Genomic DNA, 23,599 nt, shown 5'->3' with positions numbered 1-23,599 from the left:
CATTCAGTCGGCGATGGATCGGCAGTGCCAAGCCACTTCGATGCTTGCACATATCGAAGGCCACGACCGCAAATTCACCACTGCCGCTTGAACAGGAACCAACCTCCGGCGAACATTGCCGCACTGATTGCGATAAGGGCCGCGGCGTGTGACCAGAGTTCGCCGATTCCGGCGCCTTTCAGGAACAGCCCCGACACGATGTCCACATAATGTAGCAGTGGACTGGCCTGGGAGGCTGCCTGCAGCCACCCAGGCATGGACTCGATCGGCGCGATCGTCCCCGAGAGGAACAGCAGCGGGAACAAACCGAAGAAACTGACCAGCATGGCCTGCTGCAAAGTGTTGGTGATTGTCGCCACAAACACGCCGATCGAGACCGCGCTCATCAGGAAAACGACTGTTAATGCAAGCAAGGTTCCGATGCCCCCTTGCACCGGAATGCCCAGCAACGTCAGGATGAAAAGAACCGGAAAAACCGCGCCCGAGCAGATCACGATGGTCGGCGTGATCTTGGCCAGGAACAATTCGTGAGCGCGAACAGGGGTTACCCGCAGTTGTTCTATGGTGCCGCCCTGCTTTTCGCGCACGATCGCAGCCGCCGGCAGCACCACCCCGAGCATCAGCCCTGCCTCGGCCAACATCGTCAACGCCATGAATCGGGTGTTCGTCAGGTCGGGATTATACCAGACTCGCAGAACCGGCTGCACGCCATGTGTGTGTATCTGCACGGCGGTTCGCTCTTGCGCGAAACGCGCAAGGATCTCGATGACATAGGCGCGGGCGCGGGCGGCGATGTTGCCATTCGACCCATCGACGACGACGCCAAGATCGACTCTGCGACCGGCTGCGATCCGTCGGGCGAAACCGGGAGGGATTTCCACGACCGCGTCGAGGGCTCCCCGTTGCAGGTGGTCTTCGACCTGACGCATGTCGGCAAGCTGGGCAGCCAGCACGAAATTGTCGCCTCCTGTCAGCGCCTGGATCACCGAGCGGCTGGCTTCGGTCCGGTCATGGTCGATCACACCGAGTTTCAGGTTCTGGACGTCAAATCCGAGCGCCAGCGTGCAAATCACCAGTTCGGCGCTATAGAGATATACGATGAGAAAAAGTATGATCGGGTCGCGCAGGACCTGCCTGAATTCCTTGACAGTCAACCCGGCTATACGTCCCCACATCAGGCAATCCTCTTTCGAAAGCGCCAGGCGGCAAGGAGGAACACGACTGTCGTGTAAGCGGCAATGATTGCGACATAGACCCAGATTTCCTTCAGACCCGCCCCTCGCAGGACGATGCCTCGCGAAGCCTCCAGGAAGTAGCGCGTCGGGAACGCCGATGCGTAAGTCTGGAACGCGGCAGGCATGGTGAAGATGGGATAGACGAAGCCCGAGAACAGGAATGCCGGCATCAAAGTAACGATCAGCGCAACCAGCATGGCGGCCAATTGCGTTCTGACAAGCGTGGACACCAGCAGGCCAATCGACACCGTGCACACGACGTAGAGGAGGCCAACCACGATCAGCAGCAGGAGACTGCCGCGAATTGGCACGGAGAACCATAAAAGGCCTCCGCCAACCACGATCAGGAGTTCCAGAAACGCGAGGACGGCATAGGGCAGTAGCTTGCCTGCGATGAACTCTCCTTTGGTCATGGGTGACGCGTAGATCTGCGCGATGGTGCCCAATTCCTTTTCCCGCGCTACGGCAAGCGCGGTGAGAAGCGGCGGAAATGCCATCAGGATGACCGCGAACAGGCCCGGCACGATGAAGTCGCGGCTTCTTAACTGTGGATTATACCAGACCCGGACTTCCGGCTGGATCGGCAATCGCAGCTCTCCAGGAAAGGCATAGAGTATCGCCCGTCCGTAGGCTGAAAGAATGGAAGCCGTGGTCGCATAGGTGCCATCGACGATGAGCTGAACCGGCGCCGGCTCGCCACGGCTCAAGCGTCGCGCAAAGCCGTTGGGAATGAATAGCGCGGCGCGCGTTTCTCCCCGCATCAGGGCGTGCTCGGCCACGCGTGCATCCTGGGGCGCGTCCGTGAGCATGAAATAACCCGAGTTCAGAAACCGCGCCTGCAACTCCCGGCTTGCCGCGCTCTTGTCCTGATCGACTACGACCAGCGGCGCGTTCTCGACGTCGAGCGAGATTGCGTAAGCGAACAGAAACAGCATGACGAGCGGCATGAAGATCGCCACCCATAAGGTGAAGGGATCACGCGAAATCTCCAGCACCTCCTTGCGAGAGAACGCGAACATGCGCCGCAGCTTCATGTTACCCTCTCGTTCTCGCGTTCACGAGCAATGAACCCTAGGAACACCTCCTCGACGCTGCCTTGGGATAAGCCAAGGTCCGCCTTGAGGGTCGCGAGCGCACCGATGGCGATCAGCCTCCCATCCATCATCAGACCGAGTCGGTCGCAGAAGGTGGCCTCTTCCAGATAATGGGTCGTGACAACGATGCTCACGCCGTCGGCGGCGAGGGCGGCGATCAACCGCCAGAACCGGAAGCGCGAGAGCGGGTCCACACCGGAGGTGGGCTCGTCGAGAAACAGCACCTGAGGACGGTGCACAATTGCGCAGGCGAGCGCCAGTCGCTGGCGGATCGCGCCCGACAGACCTCCGACCGGCTTTTCGTCTATCTGCTCAAGCCCCGCACGCGCCACCGCCCACCCGATCCGGCTTGCGAACTCGGCGCGCGGTACGCCGTAGGCTCGAGCAAAGAAGCCGAGGTTTTCGCGCGCCGTGAGGTCCGGGTAGAGTGAGAATTTCTGCGACATATACCCGATACGCACCCGCACCGCTTCGCTCTGACGCGCTACATCGAATCCGGCGATCTCGGCTCGACCTTCTGTAGGCGCAAGGAGCCCGCACAGGATGCGAATCAATGTGGTCTTGCCTGCGCCGTTCGGGCCCAGAAGTCCCAGCACTTCGCCCGCCCGAATAGACAGGCTCACTCTGTCGACGGCGGTAAACGCCCCGAAACGGCGCGTAACACACTCGGCAACAACGACCGACGCTCCCATTTGCTGCGCGGGCGGCGCAGCATGAGCTTCGCTAATCGGCGGCGCTGCATCCGCCGAACCGACGGTAAAGACATCCTCCATTGTCGGCTCGGTCGGTTCAATCAAAGTCACGGCGTTGCCGCTGATCCTGGGCGGCCGCGCCATTCGCAACTGCGTCCGAATCTCGTTGCCCGAAAGGCGCTGAAAGCTGATGACTGCCGCATCGGCCGCAAGCTCGCGCTCGATAGAGGCCGGTTCGGCGGTTGCGATCCGGTAAACCCGGCCCTGCGCCCCGGCCCGAAGTTCAGCAGGCGTTCCCATCGCCAGCGGACGGCCGTCCCGGAGCAGCAGCACCCGGTCGCTGGCGTCCGCCTCTTCCATATAGGAGGTCGCAAAGACGATGGATCGCCCGGCAGCCCTGGCCGTATCCAGTATCTTCCACAATTCGCGGCGCGAGAGTGGATCCACGCCAAGGCTAGGTTCATCGAGAATGAGTAGCGGCGGCTCGTGAATCAGATTTGTGCAGAGGGCCAGCTTCTTGCGCATCCCACCCGAGAGCGCACCCTCGCGCCTGTCCTGGAATCGCTCCAGTCCGGCCATTGCCAGCAACTGGGCTCGCCGTTCACCCAGTTCTGTCCTGGGGACGTCACGGATATCAGCGGCAAACGCGATGTTTTCCGCGACCGTCAACCGGTCGTAGAGCGAGAAGCCTTGCGACATATAGCCAACACGCGCCTGAACAAGGCTCGCTCTGCGGCGGACATCTTCCCCCAGCACGCGGCATCTGCCCTCGCTTGGGGTCAGAATGGCTGCCAGCATCTGCAACAGCGTCGTCTTTCCCGCGCCGTCGGGACCGACGACACCGAACACTTCTCCGGGTCCGACTTGAAAGCTCACATCCTGCAGCACTGCACGTCCGCCATATCGGCGACCGAGCCCTTCGGCCTCGACGATGGAATCCGGCACCATGGCCTATTCCGGCACCGTCAGGCGCGCGGGCCAGCCGGCTCGCTTGTCCCAGAGTATCCAGGCATCGGCAGGCATCCCGGGCTTGAGCAGACCATCGGGATTGTTGGCTTCCAGTGTCACACCGTAAACGGTCCGGCTGCGTTCATCTTCCATGTGAATATCGCGAGGAGTGAACTGGGCTTGCGCATCAATGCGCGCCACCTTCGCCGTGAAGAACCGTTCGGGAAAAGCGTCGACGCGCAAGCGCGCCACGGCACCCAAGCGCACCTTGCCGAGATCACGCTCGCTCACAAACAGCTTGAGCCTCACCCGGGACAGATTCGCCACGACCGCCACCGCCTGGCCGGCGGCCAGCACTTCGCCCGGCTCGACGAGCCGCTCGAGCACGGATCCTGAAATGGGCGCGAAAATTCGCGTCTTGTTGAGCTGCGACCGAGCCAGAGCCAGGTTTTCTGCAGCTACGTCGGCCTCGGCTCTGGCTTTGGCTTGCTGCTCCTGCAAGATTCGCACTTCGTCGATAGCGGCGCGATTGGCATTCCGCTGAAAGTCCACCTCGCGCGCCGAGACCGCGCCTTCGCCGGACAAGGCCTCGAACCGCCGAAGGTCGGTTTCGGCGGTTCGTGCGTGATGCCGGGCGAGACTGATCTGCGGAACGAGCTGTGCCGCCGCGCGCTGCGCCGCCGCCCGGTGTGCTTCGGCACGATTGGCTTCAAGCACATAATCATTGGGATCGAGCCGGGCCACAAGCTGGCCTGTCGCAATATTTTGGCCCTCGACTGCCGCATTTTCCAGCAACCTTCCCGGAAGCTCGACGGCTATCCGGACCTCGTCGGCCTCGATACGGCCGCTGCCATAGATCACCTGAGCGGGTTGAGGCTGCGGTTTCAACATCCAGTAAAGGCCTGCCGACACGACAACTATGGCGAGCAACCCGAAGGCCACCAGTCGGGTCAGATGTTTGGCTTGCAATGCCAAGGCAATCTCCGATCTGTCTTTCAGTTTGCGATCAATCCGCCGTCAGGCATTGCGCGGCGATACCTTAGACGCGGCGGCGCCATCGACATTACGGCGATGGGGCGACAAAAGTCACATGTAATAATCTTGGACGCCGTCGCGTCATGATACTGTGAAGACTGTGATTTCGGTACACGCTGGAGAATTGCCATCCTTTCGGCGCTTGTTCGGATAGAGCCGCGGGGGCCACAGTCCATTACACATGGAAGCGGATGGAGATGTCGGACGTGAGAGGTGGCAGCCAGACCAACGCGGGAAACCGCCGAGACAGGCTATGCCGGCGCATTGCTCGCATGGCTTGGCTTTCACCGGCGCTATTTGCCACAACTGCCTTGAGCGGCTGTGTTGTCGGACCCGACTTCCAGCGTCCGAAACCCGATGTGCCTGCGGCATGGTCCTCACCCGGGGCCGGGCCGCAAAGCCGCGCAACCACCCAAGGCTTTCAGCAGCCGAAGTGGTGGACGACCTTCAACGATCCGATGCTCACCTCACTGATAGAGAGAGCCGCATCCGCAAATGCCGACTTGCGGCTCGCTGCTTTGCGCATCCAGGAAGCGCGGGCCCAACGCGCCGTCGTCGGCGCGGCAGCAGGGCCATCGCTCGACACCGCCGGATCCTGGCAAGGGCAACGCATCAGCGAGAACACGCCCAGCGGCAAGCTTTTTGGACTGGCGGGCGATATTCCTGGATTGGCGAACTCGCCCGGCGCCTCGATCGCGAACCCCTACGGACAATTTCAACTCGGCTTTGATGCGGTCTGGGAACTGGATCTCTTCGGCGGAATCCGGCGAAGCATAGAAGCAGCCGACGCGGATGCAGCAACGGCCCTGGAGGACTGGCGCGGCGTCGAGGTGGCGCTGTTCGGTGAAGTAGCGCGTGCCTACATCGACCTGCGCGGCGCCCAGCTCAAGCGCGCGGTTGCCCTGGACAACCTGGTCACCGCGCGCGATCTGCTGCGCATCGCAAGGCGTAGGCGCATTCTGGGACTGTCGAGCGAGATCGACGTTTCGCGCGCGGCAGCACAGGCCAGCCTGATCGAGGCGCAGCTCCCGTTGCTCGAGCGGCAGATTGTTGCCGACATCAACGAGCTCAGCCGGCTCATCGATCGCGAGCCTGGCGCGCTCAGGAGCGAGCTCGAATCCGCCAAACCGGTCCCAGTGATTCCGCCGCAGGTTGCGGTCGGTCTTCCCGCTGAACTCCTGTGCAGGCGTCCCGACATTCGAGGCGCTGAAAAGCGCCTCCATGCGGCGACCGCGCGCCAGGGCGTTGCCATTGCCGATCGCTTTCCGCGCCTGACCCTAACCGTCGGCGGAGGATATCAGGCGCAAGACCTCGCCAACCTGTTTGATTGGGCGAGCCGGTTTGGCTTGGTTGGTCCCCAGCTCGCGGCGCCACTATTTGATGGCGGACGCCGCCGCGCCAAGGTCGCGGCGGCAGGCTATCGCACCGAAGCGGCAGCGGTCGACTATGGGCGCACCGTGCTCAATGCACTGCATGAGGTGGATAGTGCTCTTACCGCCTACGCCGAGGAGCAGAAGCGGCGCGCTCTTGTCGTCGAGGCGGTGAGCCAGAACAGGGCCGCGGTCCGCCTGGCCCGGTTGCGCTATGAGAATGGCCTCGACAGCATTCTCGAAGTGCTCGATGCGGAAAGGACGTTGCACGAAAGCGAAGCGCTGCAAGCGGACAGCACGACGGCCATCTCAATACGCCTTGTCGCGCTTTATAAGGCCCTTGGCGGCGGATGGGAGGGATCGGCGGACGCAGTCAATTCCTGCGCGGACCAAGCTGACCAATGGGATCGGTGACCGATGTTACGGCAATCGAGATGGAAGCATCTCGTCTGGTTTCACCAGTCCGTCCGTTGTGGCGAACCGCGGATCATTAAATCGGCCGCAGCAGCGAGCTAGTTCTCGAACCGAAGCTGGAACCCCACACCCTCAGCCGATGGCTGAGGCATGGTGACCGCGGCGGCCAATGTTGGGAGCGCTATGCGCTCGCCAGCGCAAATGCCGGTGAGCAAACCGCGCCTCCCGAAGTGGGCAGCGAAGCGCCGAACGAAACCGGCACTGTATCGATCGCGTCGCGAAGTGCACGGCGCGCCCTGTGGGCCCGGACCGTCAGATTGTTCACGCTTATGCCCAGCTCTCGCGCCGCGTCGTCCTTGGGCTGGTTTTGCAGGTCAAGCCGGTAGATGACATCCGCATATTCCTGCCTGATGTTCGACATCAGGCCCAAGATCGTGCCCTCCGGATCTGGCAAGCTGTCCGTCAGGGCCTCGTGCGGACGATCGTGATGCTCGATCTCGAATGTCACCTCGCGTTGGCGGCGGGTTCCCCGGCGTCGGCAGAAATCGATCAACGTGGTTTCGAACAAGCGGCGAAGCCAGCCATGGACAGCTCGCGCGTCACGTAATTGTTCGAAACGCTCCAGCGCCTTGAGCGCGAACGCCTGCACCACGTCATCGGCCGCAACCTCGTCGCGCAACCGGCGAGCGGCCATGGCCCGGTAGCGCTGGTAACAACACGCAAGTTCCTTGCGCACGAGGCGGCGCTTCGTTTCATCTGCCGCGTCCCCACCGAAGGAGTCGCTTTCCTCGGCGTGTGTTTCGTTGTCAGGGCATATGTCGAACATGGCTGTACTCCCTATTTCGACGGCAGTCTCATCCCGGCGCGGCAAGAATGGTGCCGGATCGCAATGGACAGCGCATTAGGCTTCACCGCATGTCTCTTGTGACGAGTGCATCGACGGCTGGATCCCGAGGGAGGGCTTAAACCAAACCGGCGAACAGCATTTTGGCAGGTTCCCGACCGGGGGGCTCCAGGCATCCGCACGCCGCCATTCAGCGCCGTCAATGAATTGCGAAAATCATGAAAAACGTTCGGAACGATGCTGTACGTGGCACTGGGAGAATGTTGCATCCTATTGAAAATAGACGCGCTATTCTTGTAAGATATTACGGTGCTTTCTATTCCACATCCAACAGAACCAGACTGCGCCAGCATGGTGCCCTCCACTCATCTGATGGGAACGGGCTATCACGCGTTTCTGCCAGAAGGACTACGGGCGGTTACCTAATGCGACGCGACATCATATCGTTTGCGCTGTAATCGAAGCGCCATGACCGCCGGGAAGTTGCACGAAGTGCGAGCCCGGATGGCCGCGATCATGGCGCTCGGCTGGCAGATATGACAGAAGATGGAAGTCCGGCATCAAGGTTTCCGGCGCGGCAATTCGACGGACGCTTCTGCTCTGATTAGGACGCAGGTCGGGATCTGTCCGGCAGTGGCGGCCTATCGAGGCACTGCGCGATCAAGCCGACCAATTTCTTGTCAGTCAAAGGCTTTTCAACCAATGCGGAGAACCCTGCTTCCAGCGCGCGTTTCTCCAGATCGTGCTGGTAGCGACCGGTAATAAGAATGGCGGTCCCCGGCCATCCGCTCTGGCGAAGCCGTGCAAGCAGCGTGATCCCGTCCATCGATGGCATCGAATAATCCGTGATCAGGCACTGACAACCACCGCAGGTGTCACTTTCCAGCAATTCGGTGGCCGAACCGAAATCGCAGACGCAGAAGCCGTGCGCGCGAAGTAGCAGACTGATCGAGCGACGCACCGCCTCGTCGTCGTCGACGAGCTGCACGCAATGGCTGGCATCGTCCTTCCCGTCAGTCCTGATCACACGGAACGTCCCACACTATTTGTCGCGACACCTCAAGGGTTGCCGCTTCTGCCCTACGCTGGCCTCCGGCCGCGCAGTATAGGTGCGTTCCCTTAATAAGTAGGCAGGCTAGAGGTCGGCGCCGAGGCCCGCGATCAGCGCGATGCGCAAAGCCTCGGGCAATGTATGCACACCGAGTTTTTCCATCATGTTGGCCCGGTGGATCTCCACGGTCCGCGGGCTGATGCCGTGGGCGCGTGCGATCATCTTGTTGGTCTGCCCGGCGGCCAGGCCCTCGAGCACATCCCGTTCACGAGGCGTCAGCGTTTCGATGCGCGACATTGCCGCAGCCGCGGTCAACCGTTGTGCATCCGCCTGCTCGGCGATAGCAAAGACTTCCTCCAGAGCTTGAAGTATCGTGTCCTGCTCGAAGGGCTTTTCGATGAAATTGTGAGCACCCTTGCGCATCGCTGTGACCGCAGTGCCGATGTCGCCATGCGCGGTCATCACGACCACCGGCAAATCCGATCCCCCGGCGCGCAACCGTTCAAGCACTGTGACCCCGTCAATTTCGGGCATTCGTACATCAAGCAATACGCAGCCAGGCCGCAACGTTTGAGCTGCCTCGAGAAACAACACGCCTGAATTGTAACTTTCGACCGCATAGCCCTGGGTGCGGAGGAAAAGGCTGGTCGAACGGCGAATGGCGCCGTCGTCGTCGACGATATAGACGAGCTTCTCAACGGACATCCTGCTGCTCCGCTCGATCCATTCGCGTCAACGTGAAACGAAACACCGTACCTCCTTCTGGTCCTGGCTCGGCCCAGAGGCGCCCCCCGTGAGCCTCGACAATGGTGCGGCATATGGAAAGGCCCACCCCAAGGCCTAGCTCCTTGGTGCTGTTGAAGGGTTCGAACAACCGTTCGGCAATCTCGTCCGAAAGCCCGACGCCGCTATCGGTGACCGCCAGTTCGACCTCCTCGTCGCTGACGGCCGCTGTCGAAATCAAGAGATCCCGGCGTTCGCAGCCTTCCATCGCCTCGACCGCGTTGCGGATCAGGTTAAGCAGGACCTGTTGGATCTGGACGCGATCGACGAGGACACGCGTCACGGCCGGGTCGAGGTTCGTCTCCACACTGACCCCACGCAGACTCGCGCCGGCAAGCGCAAGCGCCGCGGCCTCTTCGATCAATTTCGTCAAACCAACAATTTCCCGCTCGGTTTCACCCCGCGAAACGAAATCCCGAAGGCGACGCACGATCTGACCGGCGCGGACCGCTTCGGCGATGCCATCAGCAAGCGCCTGACGGGCTTCCGCTGCGGCACCTGGTCGATCGGCGTCCAAAAGCGCTTGTGCCGCCATTGCGTAACTGGCTACTGCCGTCAGCGGCTGATTCAGCTCATGGGCAAGCGTCGATGCCATGCTTCCCACGGCAGACACGCGAGAAATATGGATCAGCTCGTCCTGGAGATCCTGCAAGCGCCGCTCGACATCCTGCTTGGTCGTCAGATCCCGGATGAACCCGGTGAACAGCCGGTGGCCATCTGCTTTCATGGCCTCACCTATTGCAAGCTCCATCGGGAAAATGCTGCCATCGCGTTTGCGGCCAGACACCACGCGACCGATGCCGATTATGCGCCGTTCCCCTGTCGCGAGATATCGCGCGAGATAGCCATCGTGTGCTTCGTGATGGGGGGAGGGGGCCAGCAGGCTGACGTTGCGCCCCACAACGTCATCCTCCCGGTACCCGAAGAGCCTTTCCGCCGTCGCGCTGAATGATTGAATAATTCCTCTTTCGTCGATCACCACCATTGCATCCGGCACGGTATTAAGGATGGATCGCAGATGGTCTTCCTGGGTCTGCAAGGCGGATTGCGCACGCTGCCATTCAGTGATGTCGCGAACAACCTTGCCATAGCCGACGATATTTCCGTCCAAGTCGCGCAGGGTATGAATGGCTACTTGTGCGAGAAACTCGGCCCCATCCTTGCGGACACGAAGCTCCTCTCCGAAATAGTGCCCTTCTGTTCGGGCAATCTCCAAGACATGATCCGGCCTGCCTTGGGCAATCGCCTCCGCCGGATACAGGATCGACCAGTGCCGGCCCAGCACTTCGTCCGCGCTCCATCCTTTGATTTGCTGAGCACCCTTGCTCCAGAGCGTGATGCATCCTGCCTCATCGAGCATGAGAATGGCTTCATTTTCAAGGCAGTCGATAAAGCGCAGTAGCTGGTCGACGCTTGGCTCGCCAACCCTTCCTGCCATGGGTCTGTGATTTTCGGGTCCTTCCATCGCCTCATCTTCTGCCTTGAAAACCATCGGTTGACGGCAAGGCAAAATCCCCATTGCGCTGCTCGCCAAACCTCGCTGTCCGGCTCTGCCGTTGTTTGTCATACGCACCCGCCGCCCGTATCCCTCATGCTAATGAGAAAAATTTTTAGGGTGACCGTAATTACCGGTATCTGGGAACGTCTAAATGTCGGCGTCAGACCTGTTGTGGCGATCGCTCAAAGAGAAGGTGCGCGTGAAGAACATCCTACTGCATGTCCAGGACGATCCTGGGATGGAAGCCCGTTTCCAGACGGCCTTGTCGCTGGCCCGCGATCAAGGTGGCCATCTTACCTGCCTCCAGGTGACGCCAACCCCCTATTTTCCGGCCGACGGTCCGGTATCACCCGAAACTTTCAATCTCTTCGTTGACAGCGTCGAGGTGCCCGCGCGCGAGCTGCGCGCTGCTCTGGAAGCGCGGCTGAACAGCGATATGGTGTCCTGGGACTGGCGCACCAGAAACGGGAACAGCGCCATCGAGATACTCAGAGAGGCGCTGCTGGCCGATGTGATCGTGGCCGCTACAGGAGATGAGGCACCGGACATTTCCGCGGTTGGAGCGCTTGTCGTACATGGCCATGTGCCGATTCTAGCCGTGCCGGTCACTGCATCGCAATTCGACCCCGGCGATCCAATCATGATCGCCTGGAACGGAACGGCGGAATCCGCCAATTCGGTCCGCCACAGCCTCGCAATGATGAGAGCGGCCGCAAGCGTGCATATTGTGACGATCGCGGAAGAGCGCCTGGACTTTCCACCGACCGATGTCGCGGCCTACCTCTCACGGCACGGGATTCATGCGGAAATACACGAGCGGCCAGCCGAGCCATCGGTGGCAGAAGCGCTTACTGCCTCGGCGCGCGAATTGGGGGTCTCGTGCATTGTCATGGGCGGCTACGGCCATTCGCGCTATCGTGAAAGGATGTTCGGGGGCGTCACGCGCACGTTGCTTCTTGATTGTCCAATCCCGTTGCTTCTCTCACATTGACGGTCCCAGAGCTTCAAACGCTCACCGCGCGAGCCTGCGCCGAGTCCATCGCCACAAGGTTGATCGGATTGCCTGCGGCAAAGGCACGAATGTTCTCGATCGTCATGTCGATGAGCCGGCGAAGAGCATCCTCAGTGTTATAGGCAACATGCGGCGTGATGAGGACATTGGAAGCGCTCGCCAAGACATGATGGGCAAGCAGTTCCTTGAGTGCGTCCGCCCCAATCTCGCGTCCACGAAAGACTTCGGCTTCGTCCCGGATAAGCGGCTCCTGCGGAAGAACATCAAGACCCGCTGCCCGTATCCTCCCGCTGGTGATCGCCCGAACGAGAGCCTCGGTCTCAATGATGTTGCCGCGGGCCGTGTTGATCAGGACGGCTCCCTCCTTCATCAGTTCGAATTCGGCATCCCCGATCATCCCCTCCGTGCCCGAGGTCGCGGGCAGGTGCAGCGAAACGATATCGGCTTCGCCAAGCAAGGCAGGGAGATCGACATATCGAAAATCAAGAGCCTGGGCGATCTCATTGCGAGGCGAGATGTCATGGGCGACCACGCTCATTCCGAAACCGCGGGCGATCCGGATGACACATTGGCCGATCCGGCCGGTGCCGATCACTCCGATGGTCTTGCCGAACAGATCGAACCCTCGCAGATCGGCCGGGTCGAATTCGCCATGCCGAGCCCTTTCGCTATAGGCAGGCAGATGGCGCGCCAAGCCCAGCAGGAGTGCAAACACATGCTCGGCGACAGTCACATCGCCATAACCGGGCACATTCGCGACAGCGATGCCCGCCTTTGCGCAAAAGTTCAGGTCGATATGATCATAACCAGTCGACCGCGTCGCGATAAGCCTGAGATGTGGCATCTGGGCCAGAACCGGTATCGTCAATCTCGAATGGACGAAAACGGTTATGATTTCCGCGTCGTGGTAGGCGGCGACATTGGTTTCGTCGAGCGCGCCCTCGGTGCAGGTGAACTCGATCTCCGGCGGAAGGGTGTGGCACGCCTCGGCCTCCCAAGCTTCGGTTTCGAATGCGATCAGCTTCATATGGCCCTCTTGCCCGTTTAGGGAGCGAAAGACAGCCAAAAGCGATGCTCGGCCGTCTCCATCTATTGGGACGCGCGACAAACCCCGTGGTTACAGGCCGGTCGGAATTCGCCGAATCCCGGCTTCGACAGTCGCGCTCAAGCTGGCGTGAGAACATCGGCAACCTCCAGCGCAGCAATCTATCAGCTTCATTCGAGGGATAGGGCTTCATACTGCGTATTGTGTTCAGGGCGCGCGAAAAACAGCGCCTCGCACATGGACGCCCGACCTGTGGGCGCTGTTACGGGAGACAACCAATGGCTGGATTGCGAAATTTCGATTTCCGGCGCCATTTGCCAAGCACGACCTTCGTCGGGCTCACGCTTCTGATATTCGCCGGGCTGGCCGCGATCGCGATCTACCTCGGCGTATATAACATCGCGGCCGATGCCCCCCACTACAGACCTACCTATTGGCTCATCGAAAACCTCCGTGACCAGTCAATCGCAGTCCGCGCGAAATCGATCGCCGTGCCCAAAGATCTGGCCGATCCAAAGCGCGCCTCCGCAGGCGCGGGCCTCTACACCGAGATGTGCAGCGGTTGCCATCTGGCGCCGGGGATGGAGAAGACCGAAATCAGTCAGGGCCTCTACCCACAGGCGCCGGAGCTCGCCCGAGTATCGGACCATACGCCGGCGCAGCAATTCTGGATTATCAAGCATGGTGTCAAGCTGACCGCCATGCCGGCATGGGGTAAAACCCATGACGACAAGCTGATCTGGGACATGGTCGCCTTCATCCAGCAATTGCCCAAACTATCGCCGGCGCAGTATCAGGAAATGACAAGTGACGCCCCGATGGATCACGACGCAATAATGAAGGAAACGGGGGACATGCAGAATACGCCGCACGAAGAGGCCCAGCCCCACTCACATCGCGAGGGAGCGCATTGACCCCGCAAGTCGTTTGGCCCGATGAAGCGCCCGATTTGAACTCGCTATTTGCCGTTCCAATTTCTGATCGCGATCCGTTTGCCTTGAAATATGATGGTTTGCGAACATCGAGTCGATGGGAGGGATGGTCTGTATGAACACCGGGCGCGACCTGGTCCGCGAACTGATCGGTCGCTGGCGCGAGGATCCGGGAGCAACCTACCGGAGCTGGTTCCTCTGGGACGAGCGCTTGAAGAACTTTCGCTCGATCCGGCGGGGAATCACGCAAGTCGTTGCAGAGATCGAAGCGGGCCGCTTTGGTGTCGCCTATCGCGGTTCTTCGCTCGAGACGGTCGTGCACTCAGTGGCCGAGCAGCGCCAGATCTTCAAGGGCGCTGATCACGCTTTCCTCTGGAAGCCCAAGCTCCGTATTCCCGACATTTACGAAAATCCAGATAACCAGCGCGCCTTCGGGCGGCTGCTTCATCATTGCTCGTGCTGCGACAGCGCGGAGGAGATCATCTCAGGCATCCACGCGATCGACCGGTTGAAGATCAAGGGGTTGGGGCCGGCGGTGGCCAATCTGCTCTATTTTCTGCACCCGACGCTGGTTCCCCCGTTCAACACGGCCATTGTCAAAGGGTACAATGCGCTCACCGGTGCCACTGTGAAGCTTGGAAGCTGGGAGCATTTTCTTGCCATGCGCTCCGGTATCCTCGATCTCAACGACCGCTACCGCGATCTGCTTTCGAACGATCTGGGCGCGATCGGCGGGCTGTTGTTTGATGTGGGTTCCGGCCGCTATCCGCCGCCGCCTCTCGACAATGCCCAGAGCGTGGCGGGGGACTGGCTGGCCCGGCTCGACGAGGCGCGAGCGCAGGCGGAAAAGCTCGACAAGGTGACGATCGCCCAGAACGAAAGCGATCGCAGCCATACCGAGATCCAGGCCTGGCTGCGCGATCTTGGACACGCATTGGGTTATGATGTCTGGATCGCCGCAAACGACCGGGGGCGGCTTCACGACGGCGTGCCGCTGGGCACGCGCTGTCTCGATCATTTGCCCAATGCAGTCGCAACCGCCGCCGGCGGGGATTCCATCCGCCTGATCGATGTCCTCTGGCTGGAGCGGAGCAACGCCAATGTCGCCGCCGCCTTCGAGGTGGAGCACTCGACGTCGATCTATTCAGGAATTGTCCGCATGCTCGATCTCGCACTGAGCGGCGATGATCTTCATGCCTCCGCCGGGCTGTTTCTTGTCGCGCCAGACGCGCGCGAGGCCGATGTCCGCGCCCAGCTGCGCCGTCCGGCGTTTAGCCGGGTCGCCGATCTCGATATTTCCTATCTTCCCTATGGCGAGCTCGAACGGCACCGCGAGGCGATCGCGCGCTTCGGTTCCGGCCTCAAGGCAATCAAGGCGATCGCCCATCGGTTGCCCTGAGGCGAGCGGCTACATCCCCGATATCGGAGGCTCGAGCGCGGGAGTCATGTAGAAGCGGTTGGCGGTTGCCAGTCCAAGCATGACGGATAGGCAGTTTCACCCGTATCGAAAGGAGACGGCGGGAGGATTGCCGTTCGAGAACACGTTCAGCGCAATCTCAGGCTATCTCCTTCCGATAGAGCCAGGGCTGAGACCAATGGGATCGGTAGCAACCGTCATCGCTGCTGCGGGTCGGGGGAGGGCGGAGGCGGAGGCGGAGGCAGTTCGGGTTTACCTTGGTTCCACATCGGCCTGCGCCCATGATGGCCGTAACCATAGTCGCCCACGTCGAGTTGCAGAAGACAGTTGGAATATTGCTCGGTGCCCGGAGTGTAGCCATAGGTAATGCACGCTGCCCGATGACGGGCGAGCATCTCCTGGCGGCCAATGCAGGCCGAAAGCAGGAGACTGCCCAGGGAAACTGCCAAGAAAACTGCGATAGATTGCCGGCGCATCGCAAAATCCTCTCTATATGCACAATAGGAACGTTTAACGCTGATCGGAGACTGCGGAATCACGGATCGAGGCAGCGGGCGTCCAACTCGAACAGCGAAGCGGACCTCGCTCCGTGAAACATCAGTCTTCTTGAATACGCACTGGACTGACCTTTCCCTCACCGGTGAGCGTTAGAGGTGAATTTTTCCGACGTTACGGGGTGTCGAAGGACGGTGTTTCGTGTCCGTCTGGTAAATTGAATGTCCACGACCACGACGCGCTCAGCGAATTGGAGCCAACGGGGCACGCATCCATTTGAACGGTCGTGCAACGTGGTGTCTTGAACGCCAGCGCACTCCGAGCAAACTTTGACCAGCCGCGTTAAGGTGGAACGGCGGCAAGAAGCGATACCTTTCGAACTTGGTTGCAATCGAAATTTCGAAGGATCGATCCTCTTCCTGCGTAAAACGTGAGCGGGACTCTTGAATGTTGGGAATTGCCAGAAAACTCTTGGCGGCCCCGGCCTGAAACTGGAGTGACAAAATGCCATCCGCCTCGTTGCTTGCTGCTTTGTTTGCCCTCGCGACGCTGTCGCTCGCCCAGGCGGCATCAGCAGTCATTGTGCGCCGGTATCCGGGTTGCGGATACTGCAAGCACTGGGTGCCACAGGTGCTCGCGCAGTTCGCGAGGCGCGTCCCGGCGATCGATGCTCAACGCCACACTGCTTTCCAGCGCGCTCACGGTGTGCCGGTACATCTGGCATCATGCCATACAGCGATCATGGATGGGATGGTATCCGGGGATAATGTACCCATAGCGGAATGAAACGCGCCTTTGAGTTCCGCGAGCATGACATTAGAGGTCTTGCTGAGGCTGGAATGTCGATCGGGCCACTCGGCGTGGAAATGCACCAACACCCGACTTCACCGCCTTCGGCTTTTCTGGCGAGCGAATTTTTGCATATCATCGCCGACGGCAAACCGTTGGCGAAGTGGCTAATGTCATTGTCACGGCAACAGGAAACGGCTAGCTAAGATCATAGTGAGACGCGCACTCCGCCTTCTGCTTCTCTTCGGAGCGCTTCTTGGCATCTTCGGCCAGCAAGCCGCTTTTGCGGCGAGCGAGCGCGTGGTCACGGTCCCAGCGGCTGTTTTTCAGATGAGCCCTGATTGCATGGAAATGATGCAGGATGAGCAGCCGCAGCCGGCGCAGAAGCCCTGCAAGGGCCTGACATTCGACTGCATCGCCGCGATGGGCTGCGTCGTTCCGATCATCCTGAAGGAACCAGCGGTGCCGATGACTGCGCCGCTCTTTGTTTCGTCCCTGGCATTCTGGCCCACGACGTCGATCTTTGCCGGAAACGAGATTCCACCAGAGCAACATCCTCCCCAAATCCTTGGCTGATCCCTGTCAGCCGTAGCGGCGGTCGGTTCGGTGCACTTGATGCCCGTCCGGATGTCCTGCTTGCCGCGCGGTTATCGCCATGATCTAGCCAAAGGATATTCGTGATGAAGGTTCGAGTTCTTTTCGTCGCCGCCGGCATGGCGCTTGCCCTGCCCCTTCCCGCCCTTGCAGGCGATCGCCAGCAACAGAATGGCCTGGGCCATTACGAGTGGCGGTCGGCTCCTCAATTCGGTCCACGCGCGACCGGTCCCGCGCGCAAGCGGGTCTGGGTGGCACATAATCCGAAGATGCCGAATTGCGACTGCGACATGATGAAGATGAGCGCCAATGAGTGCATGAAGAGCATGCATGATCACAAAGCCGCTCCATCGGCGGGCTAAGATTATTGCCTGGTCGATAGCAATAAACATGTGAGCCAGGCGCGTGGCGCCGGCGGAGATCCCTCATCTTCGCCGGCGTCCGTTTGCCGAGCCACCTTTGTTTACGCATCGGTCTGATTGCTGCGAATCAGGAGACTTCCATGCGCCTATTGTATTGCGCGCCATTGCTCGTGGTGTTCTCGAGCCCGGCACTGGCCGGTCCGCTCGGTTTCGAGGAAGCGTTGAACCGCGCGGCAAACGACGCCCCGTTGCTTGAAGCGCGGGCGCAACAGGTTCGCGCACGTCAGTCGGCCGCGATTGCCGCGGGGCAACTGCCCGACCCGAAGCTCGGGATCGGCGTCGACAATTTTCCCGTATCCGGCCCGCCAGCTTTTAGCTTCACCCGAGAGAACATGACGATGGAACGGCTCGGCATCGAGCAGGAAGTGCCGAATCTCGCCAAGCGGCACGCCCGACAGGACAGGGCGGAGGCTGATATCGTAGCGGCGCAGGCCAAAAGCAGTTCGGATCTTCGCAGGATCAGAGTTGCCACCGCGATTGCTTGGATCGACGCTTTCTATGCGCAAAAACGCCTTGAGGCGATGGACATCATATTGGAACGGCTGCGGCGTCTGCCCGGTGCCGCCGTTTCGGCCGTGACGGCAGGAACGGGACGGCCGGCGCAAAGTCTCAACATCCGCCAGTCGATTGCCGAACTGTTCGAAGACCGCCGCAGCGTGCTTGTCGCGGAGGCGGGCAAGGCTCGCGCGGAACTGGCGCGCTGGACCGGCGAGCCCGATCCGGTCCCCACCGGGACGATCCCGCAGTTCGACGTTTCGCGATCCGGGCTCAGCGCGGCTATCGCTCGCCATCCGGATCTCGAGATGGCCTCTGCAAATGTCGGCCAGGCGCTCGCCGATATCGACGCCGCACGGGCGGAAAAGCGGCCCGACTGGGGGTTCAATGTCGCTTTCCAGCGACGCGATCCACAATTCGGCAATATGGTGTCGGTCGGGGTGACCATGTCGCTGCCGATCTTTCCCGGTCGCCGGCAGAACCCACGGATCGCGGCGGCGGCCTCGGACGCGGCGGCCGCGCGCGCCGAGCAGGAAGACGTGCGCCGGACTTTGCAGGCGCAGCTCGATGCCGGACTCGCGGAGCACGCCATGCATCACGAACAATGGATTCGGGCGAAGGATACGCTCCTGCCGCTTGCGCGGCGGGAAGCAGAGCTTGAGACCGCCAGCTACGCCGCTGGACGCGCCGGGCTGCTCGACGTGATCGAGGCGGAGGCCAGTCTTGCCCGGACCGAGCTCGACACACTGGACCGGGAAGCCGCGGTTGCCCGCCATGAGGCGTGGTTGGCTCTGAACTTCGGAGACGATCGATGAATCTGGAACTATCTTCGAAAGCGCGGCTTGGCCTTGCGGCCGCCGCTATTGCGCTTGCTGGCGTCGCCGCCGGCTATGGCGTCGCGTCCCTGGGGGGCAGTGATACGGCAAAGGAAGCGACCTCCGGAGATCGCAAGGTGCTCTACTGGTACGATCCGATGGTCCCCAATCAGCATTTCGACAAGCCAGGCAAGTCGCCGTTCATGGATATGGAGCTTGTTCCCAAATATGCCGACGCGGCCGGGGAGGAAGGCGGGGTACGCATCGATCCCACGCTGGTTCAGAGCCTGGGCCTGCGCACTGCCGAAGCGCGGCGCGGAACGCTGGACGGTGGGCTCACCGCAATCGGTACGATCGGCTATAACGAGCGTGAGGTCGCAATCATCCAGCCGCGGGCGAGCGGCTTTGTCCAGCGCACCTATAACCGCGCGCCCGATGATGTGGTCGGCGCGGGCGCACCGCTCGTCGATTTGCTGATCCCGGACTGGGGCGGCGCGCAGGAAGAATATCTTGCCGTCCTGCGCACCGGCGACAGAGCGTTGGCAGGCGCCGCGCGGCAAAGGCTGATTCTGCTGGGAATGCCGCAATCCACCATCGCCGCAGCCGAGCGGAGCGGCAGACCGCACACCGTCATCACCATCACTTCGCCAATCGGGGGCACGATCAAGTCTCTCGGGGTGCGATCCGGTATGAGCGTGATGGCGGGCCAGACCCTCGCCGAGGTCAACGGCCTCGGCACCGTCTGGCTCGATGCCGCGGTGCCCGAGGCGATGGCCGGGCAAGCGCAGCCGGGAAGACCCGTTACAGCAACCCTGACCGCCTTTCCGGGCGAGACCTTCCAGGGGCGCGTGCGCGCGATCCTCCCGCAGGCGGAGACCGAGAGCCGGACAGTGACCGCGCGCGTCGAACTGGCCAATCGCGGCGGGCGCCTGCGCCCCGGCATGTTCGCAACGGTGACCTTTGCAGGCGTGCCGCGCAGCGCACTGCTCGTCCCGTCCGAGGCCGTCATCCGCACTGGCAAACGCACGCTTGTCATGCTGGCGCTGGACAAGGGCCGCTATCAGCCGGCCGAGGTAAAGACCGGCATGGAAACGGGCGGCCGGACCGAAATCCTCGCCGGGCTCTCCGAGGGCGAGAAGGTCATCACTTCAGGTCAGTTCCTGATCGATTCCGAGGCAAGTCTGTCGGGTTTGGAGGTGCGGCCGCTAGATGGCGGCACCGCGCCGGCTCCCGCCAAGGCCACAAGCCATCAAGCGACCGGCCGGATTGAGAAGATCGCACCCGACAGCGTGACGCTCAGCCACGGCCCCGTGCCGACGATGAACTGGCCCGCGATGACGATGACCTTCCGGCTTGGCAGCCAGTCGCTTGGGAAGGGATTCAAGCCCGGTGACCGCGTGCGCTTCACTTTCGAACAGGCGGCACGAGGGCCAACGGTTCGATCGATGGTTCGGGAGACGGGCCAATGATCGCTCGGCTCATCCACTGGTCGGTCCAGAACCGCTTCTTTGTCGTATTGGGCGCGCTGGCGCTGCTCTTCGCCGGGCTCTGGGCTGTGCGGACGACTCCGATCGATGCGCTGCCCGATCTTTCCGACACGCAGGTGATCATCCGCACCAGCTATCCCGGACAAGCGCCGCAGATTGTGGAGGATCAGGTCACCTATCCGCTCGCCACCACCATGCTTTCGGTGCCCGGCGCAAGAACGGTGAGAGGATACAGCTTCTTTGGCGACAGCTACGTCTATGTGATCTTCGAGGACGGCACCGACCTTTATTGGGCACGCTCGCGCGTGCTCGAATATCTGAACCAGGTACAGGGCGACCTGCCCGAGACAGCGAAGAGCGCCATCGGACCCGATGCAACCGGCGTCGGCTGGATCTACGAATATGCGCTCGTCGATCGCACGGGACGCAATGACCTCTCGCAGCTCCGATCCCTGCAGGACTGGTTCCTGCGCTATGAACTCAAGACCATTCCGGGGATCGCCGAGGTTGCAAGCCTTGGCGGGATGGTGAAGCAGTATCAGGTCGTGCTCGATCCGGTGAAGCTCGCCGGTTACGGCGTAACCCACAGCCAGGCAGTTGAAGCGATCCGGCGTGCGAACCAGGAAACCGGCGGCTCGGTGCTCGAATTGGCCGAGGCCGAGTACATGGTCCGCGCTTCCGGCTATCTTCAGTCGCTCGACGATTTCCGGGCGATCCCGCTGCGCACCGCGGCCGGCGGTGTACCTGTGACGCTGGGCGATGTTGCGACAATTCAGCTTGGCCCCGAAATCCGGCGCGGCATTGCCGAACTCGATGGCGAGGGCGAAGTGGCGGGCGGCGTCATCGTCTTGCGCCAAGGCGCCGACGCGCGGAGCGCGATTTCGGCGGTAGAGGCAAAACTTGACGATTTGAAGAAGAGCCTGCCGCTGGGTGTCGAGATCCTCACCACTTATAACCGCGCGCAGCTCATCGATGCCGCCATCGAGAATCTGACGCACAAGCTGGGCGAGGAATTCGTCGTCGTCGCCATCGTCTGCGCGCTGTTCCTCTGGCACGTCCGCTCGGCGCTGGTCGCGATCGTCACGCTGCCGCTGGGCGTGCTCGCCGCGTTCATCGTGATGCGCCTCCAAGGGGTCAACGCGAATATCATGTCGCTGGGCGGCATCGCGATCGCGATCGGCGCGATGGTCGATGCCGCAATCGTCATGATCGAGAATGCCCACAAGAAGATCGAGCGCTGGGAAGCTGACCATCCGGGCGAGCACCTTCACGGACCAAAGCGATGGATCGCCGTCACTGAAGCCGCGATGGAAGTCGGGCCGGCACTGTTTTTCTCCCTTCTCATCATCACCCTGTCCTTTGTGCCGGTATTCACGCTGGAGGCGCAGGAGGGGCGGTTGTTCGCACCGCTGGCCTTCACCAAAACCTATGCGATGGCGGCAGCCGCAATCCTGTCGGTAACGCTGGTGCCGGTGCTGATGGGCTGGCTGATCAGGGGGCGCATCCCATCCGAACAGGCCAATCCGGTCAACCGGGCACTTACCAGAGCCTATAAGCCCGCAATCGACTGGGCACTGAGGCGGCCCAAGACAACGCTGGTCATCGCCGCGCTTGTCTTCGCAACCACCGCCTGGCCCTTGTCGCGGCTCGGCGGCGAGTTCCTGCCGGCTATGAACGAGGGTGATCTGCTTTATATGCCTTCGGCTCTGCCCGGCCTATCCGCCGCGAAGGCCTCCGCGTTGCTCCAGCAGACCGACCGGATGATCAAGCAGGTACCCGAGGTCGAAAGCGTGTTCGGCAAGGCCGGGCGCGCCGAAACCGCGACCGACCCTGCACCGCTCGAAATGTTCGAAACGACGATTCGCTTCAAGCCGCGCGACCAGTGGCGGCCCGGCATGACGCCCGATAAGCTGGTGGAGGAGCTGGACCGCGTCGTGAAAGTGCCGGGCCTCGCCAATATCTGGGTGCCGCCGATCCGCAACCGCATCGACATGCTCGCGACGGGCATCAAGAGCCCGATCGGCGTCAAGGTTTCAGGATCCGATCTGGCCGAGCTCGATCGCATAGCCCACGACGTCGAGACGACGGCGAAGGGGGTGGACGGCGTCAGTTCGGCACTGGCCGAGAGATTGACCGGCGGGCGCTACGTCGATGTCGCGATCGACCGTGTGGCTGCGTCCCGCTTCGGGCTCAACATCGCCGACGTGCAGGAAATCATCGCCGGTGCCGTCGGCGGCGAGAATGTGGGCCAGACGGTCGAGGGGCTGGCGCGCTATCCGATCAATGTTCGCTATCCACGCGAGATCAGGGACAGCCTGGAGGAACTGCGGACGCTGCCCATCCTCACACCGCAAGGTGAGCAGATCACGCTTGGCACCGTGGCGCGCCTGGCCGTGATCGACGGACCGCCGATGCTCAAAACCGAGAATGGCAGGCTTTCGACCTGGGTCTATGTCGATGTGCGCGGGCGCGACCTGGCCTCGGTCGTCGATGACTTGCAACGGGCGGCGGCGAAAGGTGTCAGGCTGTCCCCCGGCGTCTCGATCGCCTATTCGGGGCAGTTCGAATATCTCGAGCGCGCAATCGATCGGTTGACGATCGTGGTGCCGGCGACGCTCGCGATCATCTTCGTGCTGCTGTTCCTGATCTTCGGCCGGCTCGACGAGGCGTTGCTGATCATGGGTACGCTACCCTTCGCGCTCACCGGCGGGTTCTGGCTGCTCTACCTCCTCGGCTACAATCAGTCGGTCGCGACCGGCGTCGGGTTCATCGCGCTGGCTGGTGTCGCCGCGGAATTCGGTGTCGTCATGCTCATCTATCTCAAGGACGCGCTCGAGGAGCGCGGGGAAACCCCGTCTGAGACAGAGGTCGGCGAAGCTGTCCGGGAAGGCGCGCTGCTCCGAGTGCGGCCGAAGGCAATGACCGTGGCAGTGATCATCGCCGGCCTGCTGCCGATCTTCATCGGCTCCGGCGCAGGATCCGAAGTCATGAGCCGCATCGCAGCCCCCATGGTTGGCGGCATGGTGACCGCGCCACTGCTATCCATGTTCGTGATCCCCGCCGCCTATCTGCTGATGCGGCGAAGGCATACGAAACCTGATACTCGACTTGTTCAACAGTGAAGGAGACGTT

Annotated in this window: 19 protein-coding genes; 9 read left to right on the top strand and 10 right to left on the bottom strand. The window is 61.6% G+C overall.

Annotated elements, in window-relative coordinates; translation table 11 throughout:
• Positions 1-74 precede the first annotated feature (74 nt).
• From B2G71_RS11290 to B2G71_RS11275, 4 genes are read right to left on the bottom strand one after another with little or no spacing between them, the layout of a single operon-like run.
• Positions 75-1,175 carry an ABC transporter permease gene (locus B2G71_RS11290; RefSeq protein ID WP_098105879.1) on the bottom strand — a complete coding sequence of 367 codons (1,101 nt, stop codon included), beginning with the start codon at positions 1,173-1,175 and terminating at the stop codon, positions 75-77.
• Positions 1,175-2,269 carry an ABC transporter permease gene (locus B2G71_RS11285; protein ID WP_098105878.1) on the bottom strand — a complete coding sequence of 365 codons (1,095 nt, stop codon included), beginning with the start codon at positions 2,267-2,269 and terminating at the stop codon, positions 1,175-1,177. Before B2G71_RS11285 ends, B2G71_RS11290 begins: the two co-directional genes overlap by 1 nt.
• Complete coding sequence (locus B2G71_RS11280; protein ID WP_098105877.1) at positions 2,266-3,969, bottom strand: ATP-binding cassette domain-containing protein; 1,704 nt, start codon at positions 3,967-3,969, stop codon at positions 2,266-2,268. Before B2G71_RS11280 ends, B2G71_RS11285 begins: the two co-directional genes overlap by 4 nt.
• A gap of 3 nt (positions 3,970-3,972) precedes the next feature.
• Positions 3,973-4,944, bottom strand: a complete 972-nt coding sequence (locus B2G71_RS11275) for an efflux RND transporter periplasmic adaptor subunit (protein ID WP_206049375.1) — start codon at positions 4,942-4,944, stop codon at positions 3,973-3,975.
• Positions 4,945-5,276: 332 nt separating this feature from the next.
• On the opposite strand from B2G71_RS11275, the gene B2G71_RS11270 reads away from it, so the two are divergent.
• A complete protein-coding gene (locus tag B2G71_RS11270; RefSeq protein WP_098105875.1) occupies positions 5,277-6,788 on the top strand; it encodes an efflux transporter outer membrane subunit in 1,512 nt (503 codons plus the stop codon).
• 181 nt (positions 6,789-6,969) lie between these two features.
• Here the strand turns inward: B2G71_RS11270 and B2G71_RS11265 are convergent, their stop codons facing one another.
• The 4 genes from B2G71_RS11265 to B2G71_RS11250 all read right to left on the bottom strand — a co-directional run bounded on the left by B2G71_RS11265 (position 6,970) and on the right by B2G71_RS11250 (position 10,958).
• Positions 6,970-7,614 (bottom strand): sigma factor, encoded by a 645-nt coding sequence (locus tag B2G71_RS11265; protein WP_098105874.1) that lies wholly within the window; start codon positions 7,612-7,614, stop codon positions 6,970-6,972.
• A 622-nt stretch (positions 7,615-8,236) separates the two neighbouring features.
• Positions 8,237-8,659, bottom strand: coding sequence for a response regulator (locus B2G71_RS11260; protein WP_098105873.1), 423 nt, complete (start codon positions 8,657-8,659; stop codon positions 8,237-8,239).
• 108 nt (positions 8,660-8,767) lie between these two features.
• Positions 8,768-9,388 carry a response regulator gene (locus tag B2G71_RS11255; RefSeq protein WP_098105872.1) on the bottom strand — a complete coding sequence of 207 codons (621 nt, stop codon included), beginning with the start codon at positions 9,386-9,388 and terminating at the stop codon, positions 8,768-8,770.
• Positions 9,378-10,958 (bottom strand): PAS domain S-box protein, encoded by a 1,581-nt coding sequence (locus B2G71_RS11250; RefSeq protein WP_240530117.1) that lies wholly within the window; start codon positions 10,956-10,958, stop codon positions 9,378-9,380. Before B2G71_RS11250 ends, B2G71_RS11255 begins: the two co-directional genes overlap by 11 nt.
• Positions 10,959-11,115: 157 nt before the next feature.
• On the opposite strand from B2G71_RS11250, the gene B2G71_RS11245 reads away from it, so the two are divergent.
• The gene (locus B2G71_RS11245; protein ID WP_098105871.1) at positions 11,116-11,955 is read left to right on the top strand and encodes a universal stress protein; all 840 of its coding nucleotides are present in this window, start codon (positions 11,116-11,118) and stop codon (positions 11,953-11,955) included.
• Between the two features lie 13 nt (positions 11,956-11,968).
• On the opposite strand, the gene B2G71_RS11240 is transcribed toward B2G71_RS11245, so the two are convergent.
• Positions 11,969-13,003 (bottom strand): hydroxyacid dehydrogenase, encoded by a 1,035-nt coding sequence (locus tag B2G71_RS11240; protein ID WP_098105870.1) that lies wholly within the window; start codon positions 13,001-13,003, stop codon positions 11,969-11,971.
• Between the two features lie 296 nt (positions 13,004-13,299).
• On the opposite strand from B2G71_RS11240, the gene B2G71_RS11235 reads away from it, so the two are divergent.
• Together B2G71_RS11235 and B2G71_RS11230 are read left to right on the top strand one after the other, a co-directional pair.
• The gene (locus B2G71_RS11235) at positions 13,300-13,935 is read left to right on the top strand and encodes a cytochrome c (RefSeq protein ID WP_098105869.1); all 636 of its coding nucleotides are present in this window, start codon (positions 13,300-13,302) and stop codon (positions 13,933-13,935) included.
• 133 nt (positions 13,936-14,068) lie between these two features.
• Positions 14,069-15,352: a type II restriction endonuclease gene (locus B2G71_RS11230; protein WP_098105868.1), complete on the top strand. Its 1,284-nt coding sequence runs from the start codon at positions 14,069-14,071 to the stop codon at positions 15,350-15,352.
• A gap of 755 nt (positions 15,353-16,107) precedes the next feature.
• On the opposite strand, the gene B2G71_RS24095 is transcribed toward B2G71_RS11230, so the two are convergent.
• A complete protein-coding gene (locus B2G71_RS24095; RefSeq protein ID WP_168176339.1) occupies positions 16,108-16,446 on the bottom strand; it encodes a hypothetical protein in 339 nt (112 codons plus the stop codon).
• A gap of 421 nt (positions 16,447-16,867) precedes the next feature.
• Here B2G71_RS24095 and B2G71_RS11220 point away from each other — a divergent pair, with 421 nt between their 5' ends.
• From B2G71_RS11220 to B2G71_RS11200, 5 genes are all read left to right on the top strand, one after another.
• Complete coding sequence (locus B2G71_RS11220; RefSeq protein WP_098105867.1) at positions 16,868-17,230, top strand: hypothetical protein; 363 nt, start codon at positions 16,868-16,870, stop codon at positions 17,228-17,230.
• A gap of 104 nt (positions 17,231-17,334) precedes the next feature.
• The gene (locus tag B2G71_RS11215) at positions 17,335-17,610 is read left to right on the top strand and encodes a hypothetical protein (RefSeq protein WP_098105866.1); all 276 of its coding nucleotides are present in this window, start codon (positions 17,335-17,337) and stop codon (positions 17,608-17,610) included.
• A 170-nt stretch (positions 17,611-17,780) separates the two neighbouring features.
• A complete protein-coding gene (locus B2G71_RS11210; RefSeq protein WP_346426937.1) occupies positions 17,781-18,980 on the top strand; it encodes a TolC family protein in 1,200 nt (399 codons plus the stop codon).
• Positions 18,977-20,449 carry an efflux RND transporter periplasmic adaptor subunit gene (locus B2G71_RS11205; protein WP_098105864.1) on the top strand — a complete coding sequence of 491 codons (1,473 nt, stop codon included), beginning with the start codon at positions 18,977-18,979 and terminating at the stop codon, positions 20,447-20,449. The genes B2G71_RS11210 and B2G71_RS11205 overlap by 4 nt, the downstream gene beginning before the upstream one ends.
• Positions 20,446-23,589: an efflux RND transporter permease subunit gene (locus B2G71_RS11200; protein ID WP_098105863.1), complete on the top strand. Its 3,144-nt coding sequence runs from the start codon at positions 20,446-20,448 to the stop codon at positions 23,587-23,589. Before B2G71_RS11205 ends, B2G71_RS11200 begins: the two co-directional genes overlap by 4 nt.
• Positions 23,590-23,599: the final 10 nt, after the last annotated feature.

Origin of the sequence: Novosphingobium sp. PC22D (assembly GCF_002556635.1) — a bacterium.
In the GTDB taxonomy this organism is placed as follows: Bacteria; Pseudomonadota; Alphaproteobacteria; order Sphingomonadales; family Sphingomonadaceae; genus Novosphingobium.
This window is presented reverse-complemented; position numbering and strand designations above follow the sequence as displayed.

What these genes read in the sequence shown, in the direction of transcription:
- B2G71_RS11290 (WP_098105879.1), bottom strand. Translation starts at nt 1,175, where the DNA reads ATGTGGGGACGTATAGCCGGGTTGACTGTCAAGGAATTCAGGCAGGTC.
- B2G71_RS11280 (WP_098105877.1), bottom strand. Translation starts at nt 3,969, where the DNA reads ATGGTGCCGGATTCCATCGTCGAGGCCGAAGGGCTCGGTCGCCGATAT.
- B2G71_RS11285 (WP_098105878.1), bottom strand. Translation starts at nt 2,269, where the DNA reads ATGAAGCTGCGGCGCATGTTCGCGTTCTCTCGCAAGGAGGTGCTGGAG.
- B2G71_RS11265 (WP_098105874.1), bottom strand. Translation starts at nt 7,614, where the DNA reads ATGTTCGACATATGCCCTGACAACGAAACACACGCCGAGGAAAGCGAC.
- B2G71_RS11240 (WP_098105870.1), bottom strand. Translation starts at nt 13,003, where the DNA reads ATGAAGCTGATCGCATTCGAAACCGAAGCTTGGGAGGCCGAGGCGTGC.
- B2G71_RS11250 (WP_240530117.1), bottom strand. Translation starts at nt 10,958, where the DNA reads ATGGTTTTCAAGGCAGAAGATGAGGCGATGGAAGGACCCGAAAATCAC.
- B2G71_RS11230 (WP_098105868.1), top strand. Translation starts at nt 14,069, where the DNA reads ATGAACACCGGGCGCGACCTGGTCCGCGAACTGATCGGTCGCTGGCGC.
- B2G71_RS11270 (WP_098105875.1), top strand. Translation starts at nt 5,277, where the DNA reads ATGGCTTGGCTTTCACCGGCGCTATTTGCCACAACTGCCTTGAGCGGC.
- B2G71_RS11245 (WP_098105871.1), top strand. Translation starts at nt 11,116, where the DNA reads ATGTCGGCGTCAGACCTGTTGTGGCGATCGCTCAAAGAGAAGGTGCGC.
- B2G71_RS11205 (WP_098105864.1), top strand. Translation starts at nt 18,977, where the DNA reads ATGAATCTGGAACTATCTTCGAAAGCGCGGCTTGGCCTTGCGGCCGCC.
- B2G71_RS11255 (WP_098105872.1), bottom strand. Translation starts at nt 9,388, where the DNA reads ATGTCCGTTGAGAAGCTCGTCTATATCGTCGACGACGACGGCGCCATT.
- B2G71_RS11200 (WP_098105863.1), top strand. Translation starts at nt 20,446, where the DNA reads ATGATCGCTCGGCTCATCCACTGGTCGGTCCAGAACCGCTTCTTTGTC.
- B2G71_RS24095 (WP_168176339.1), bottom strand. Translation starts at nt 16,446, where the DNA reads ATGACTGCTGATGCCGCCTGGGCGAGCGACAGCGTCGCGAGGGCAAAC.
- B2G71_RS11215 (WP_098105866.1), top strand. Translation starts at nt 17,335, where the DNA reads ATGAAGGTTCGAGTTCTTTTCGTCGCCGCCGGCATGGCGCTTGCCCTG.
- B2G71_RS11235 (WP_098105869.1), top strand. Translation starts at nt 13,300, where the DNA reads ATGGCTGGATTGCGAAATTTCGATTTCCGGCGCCATTTGCCAAGCACG.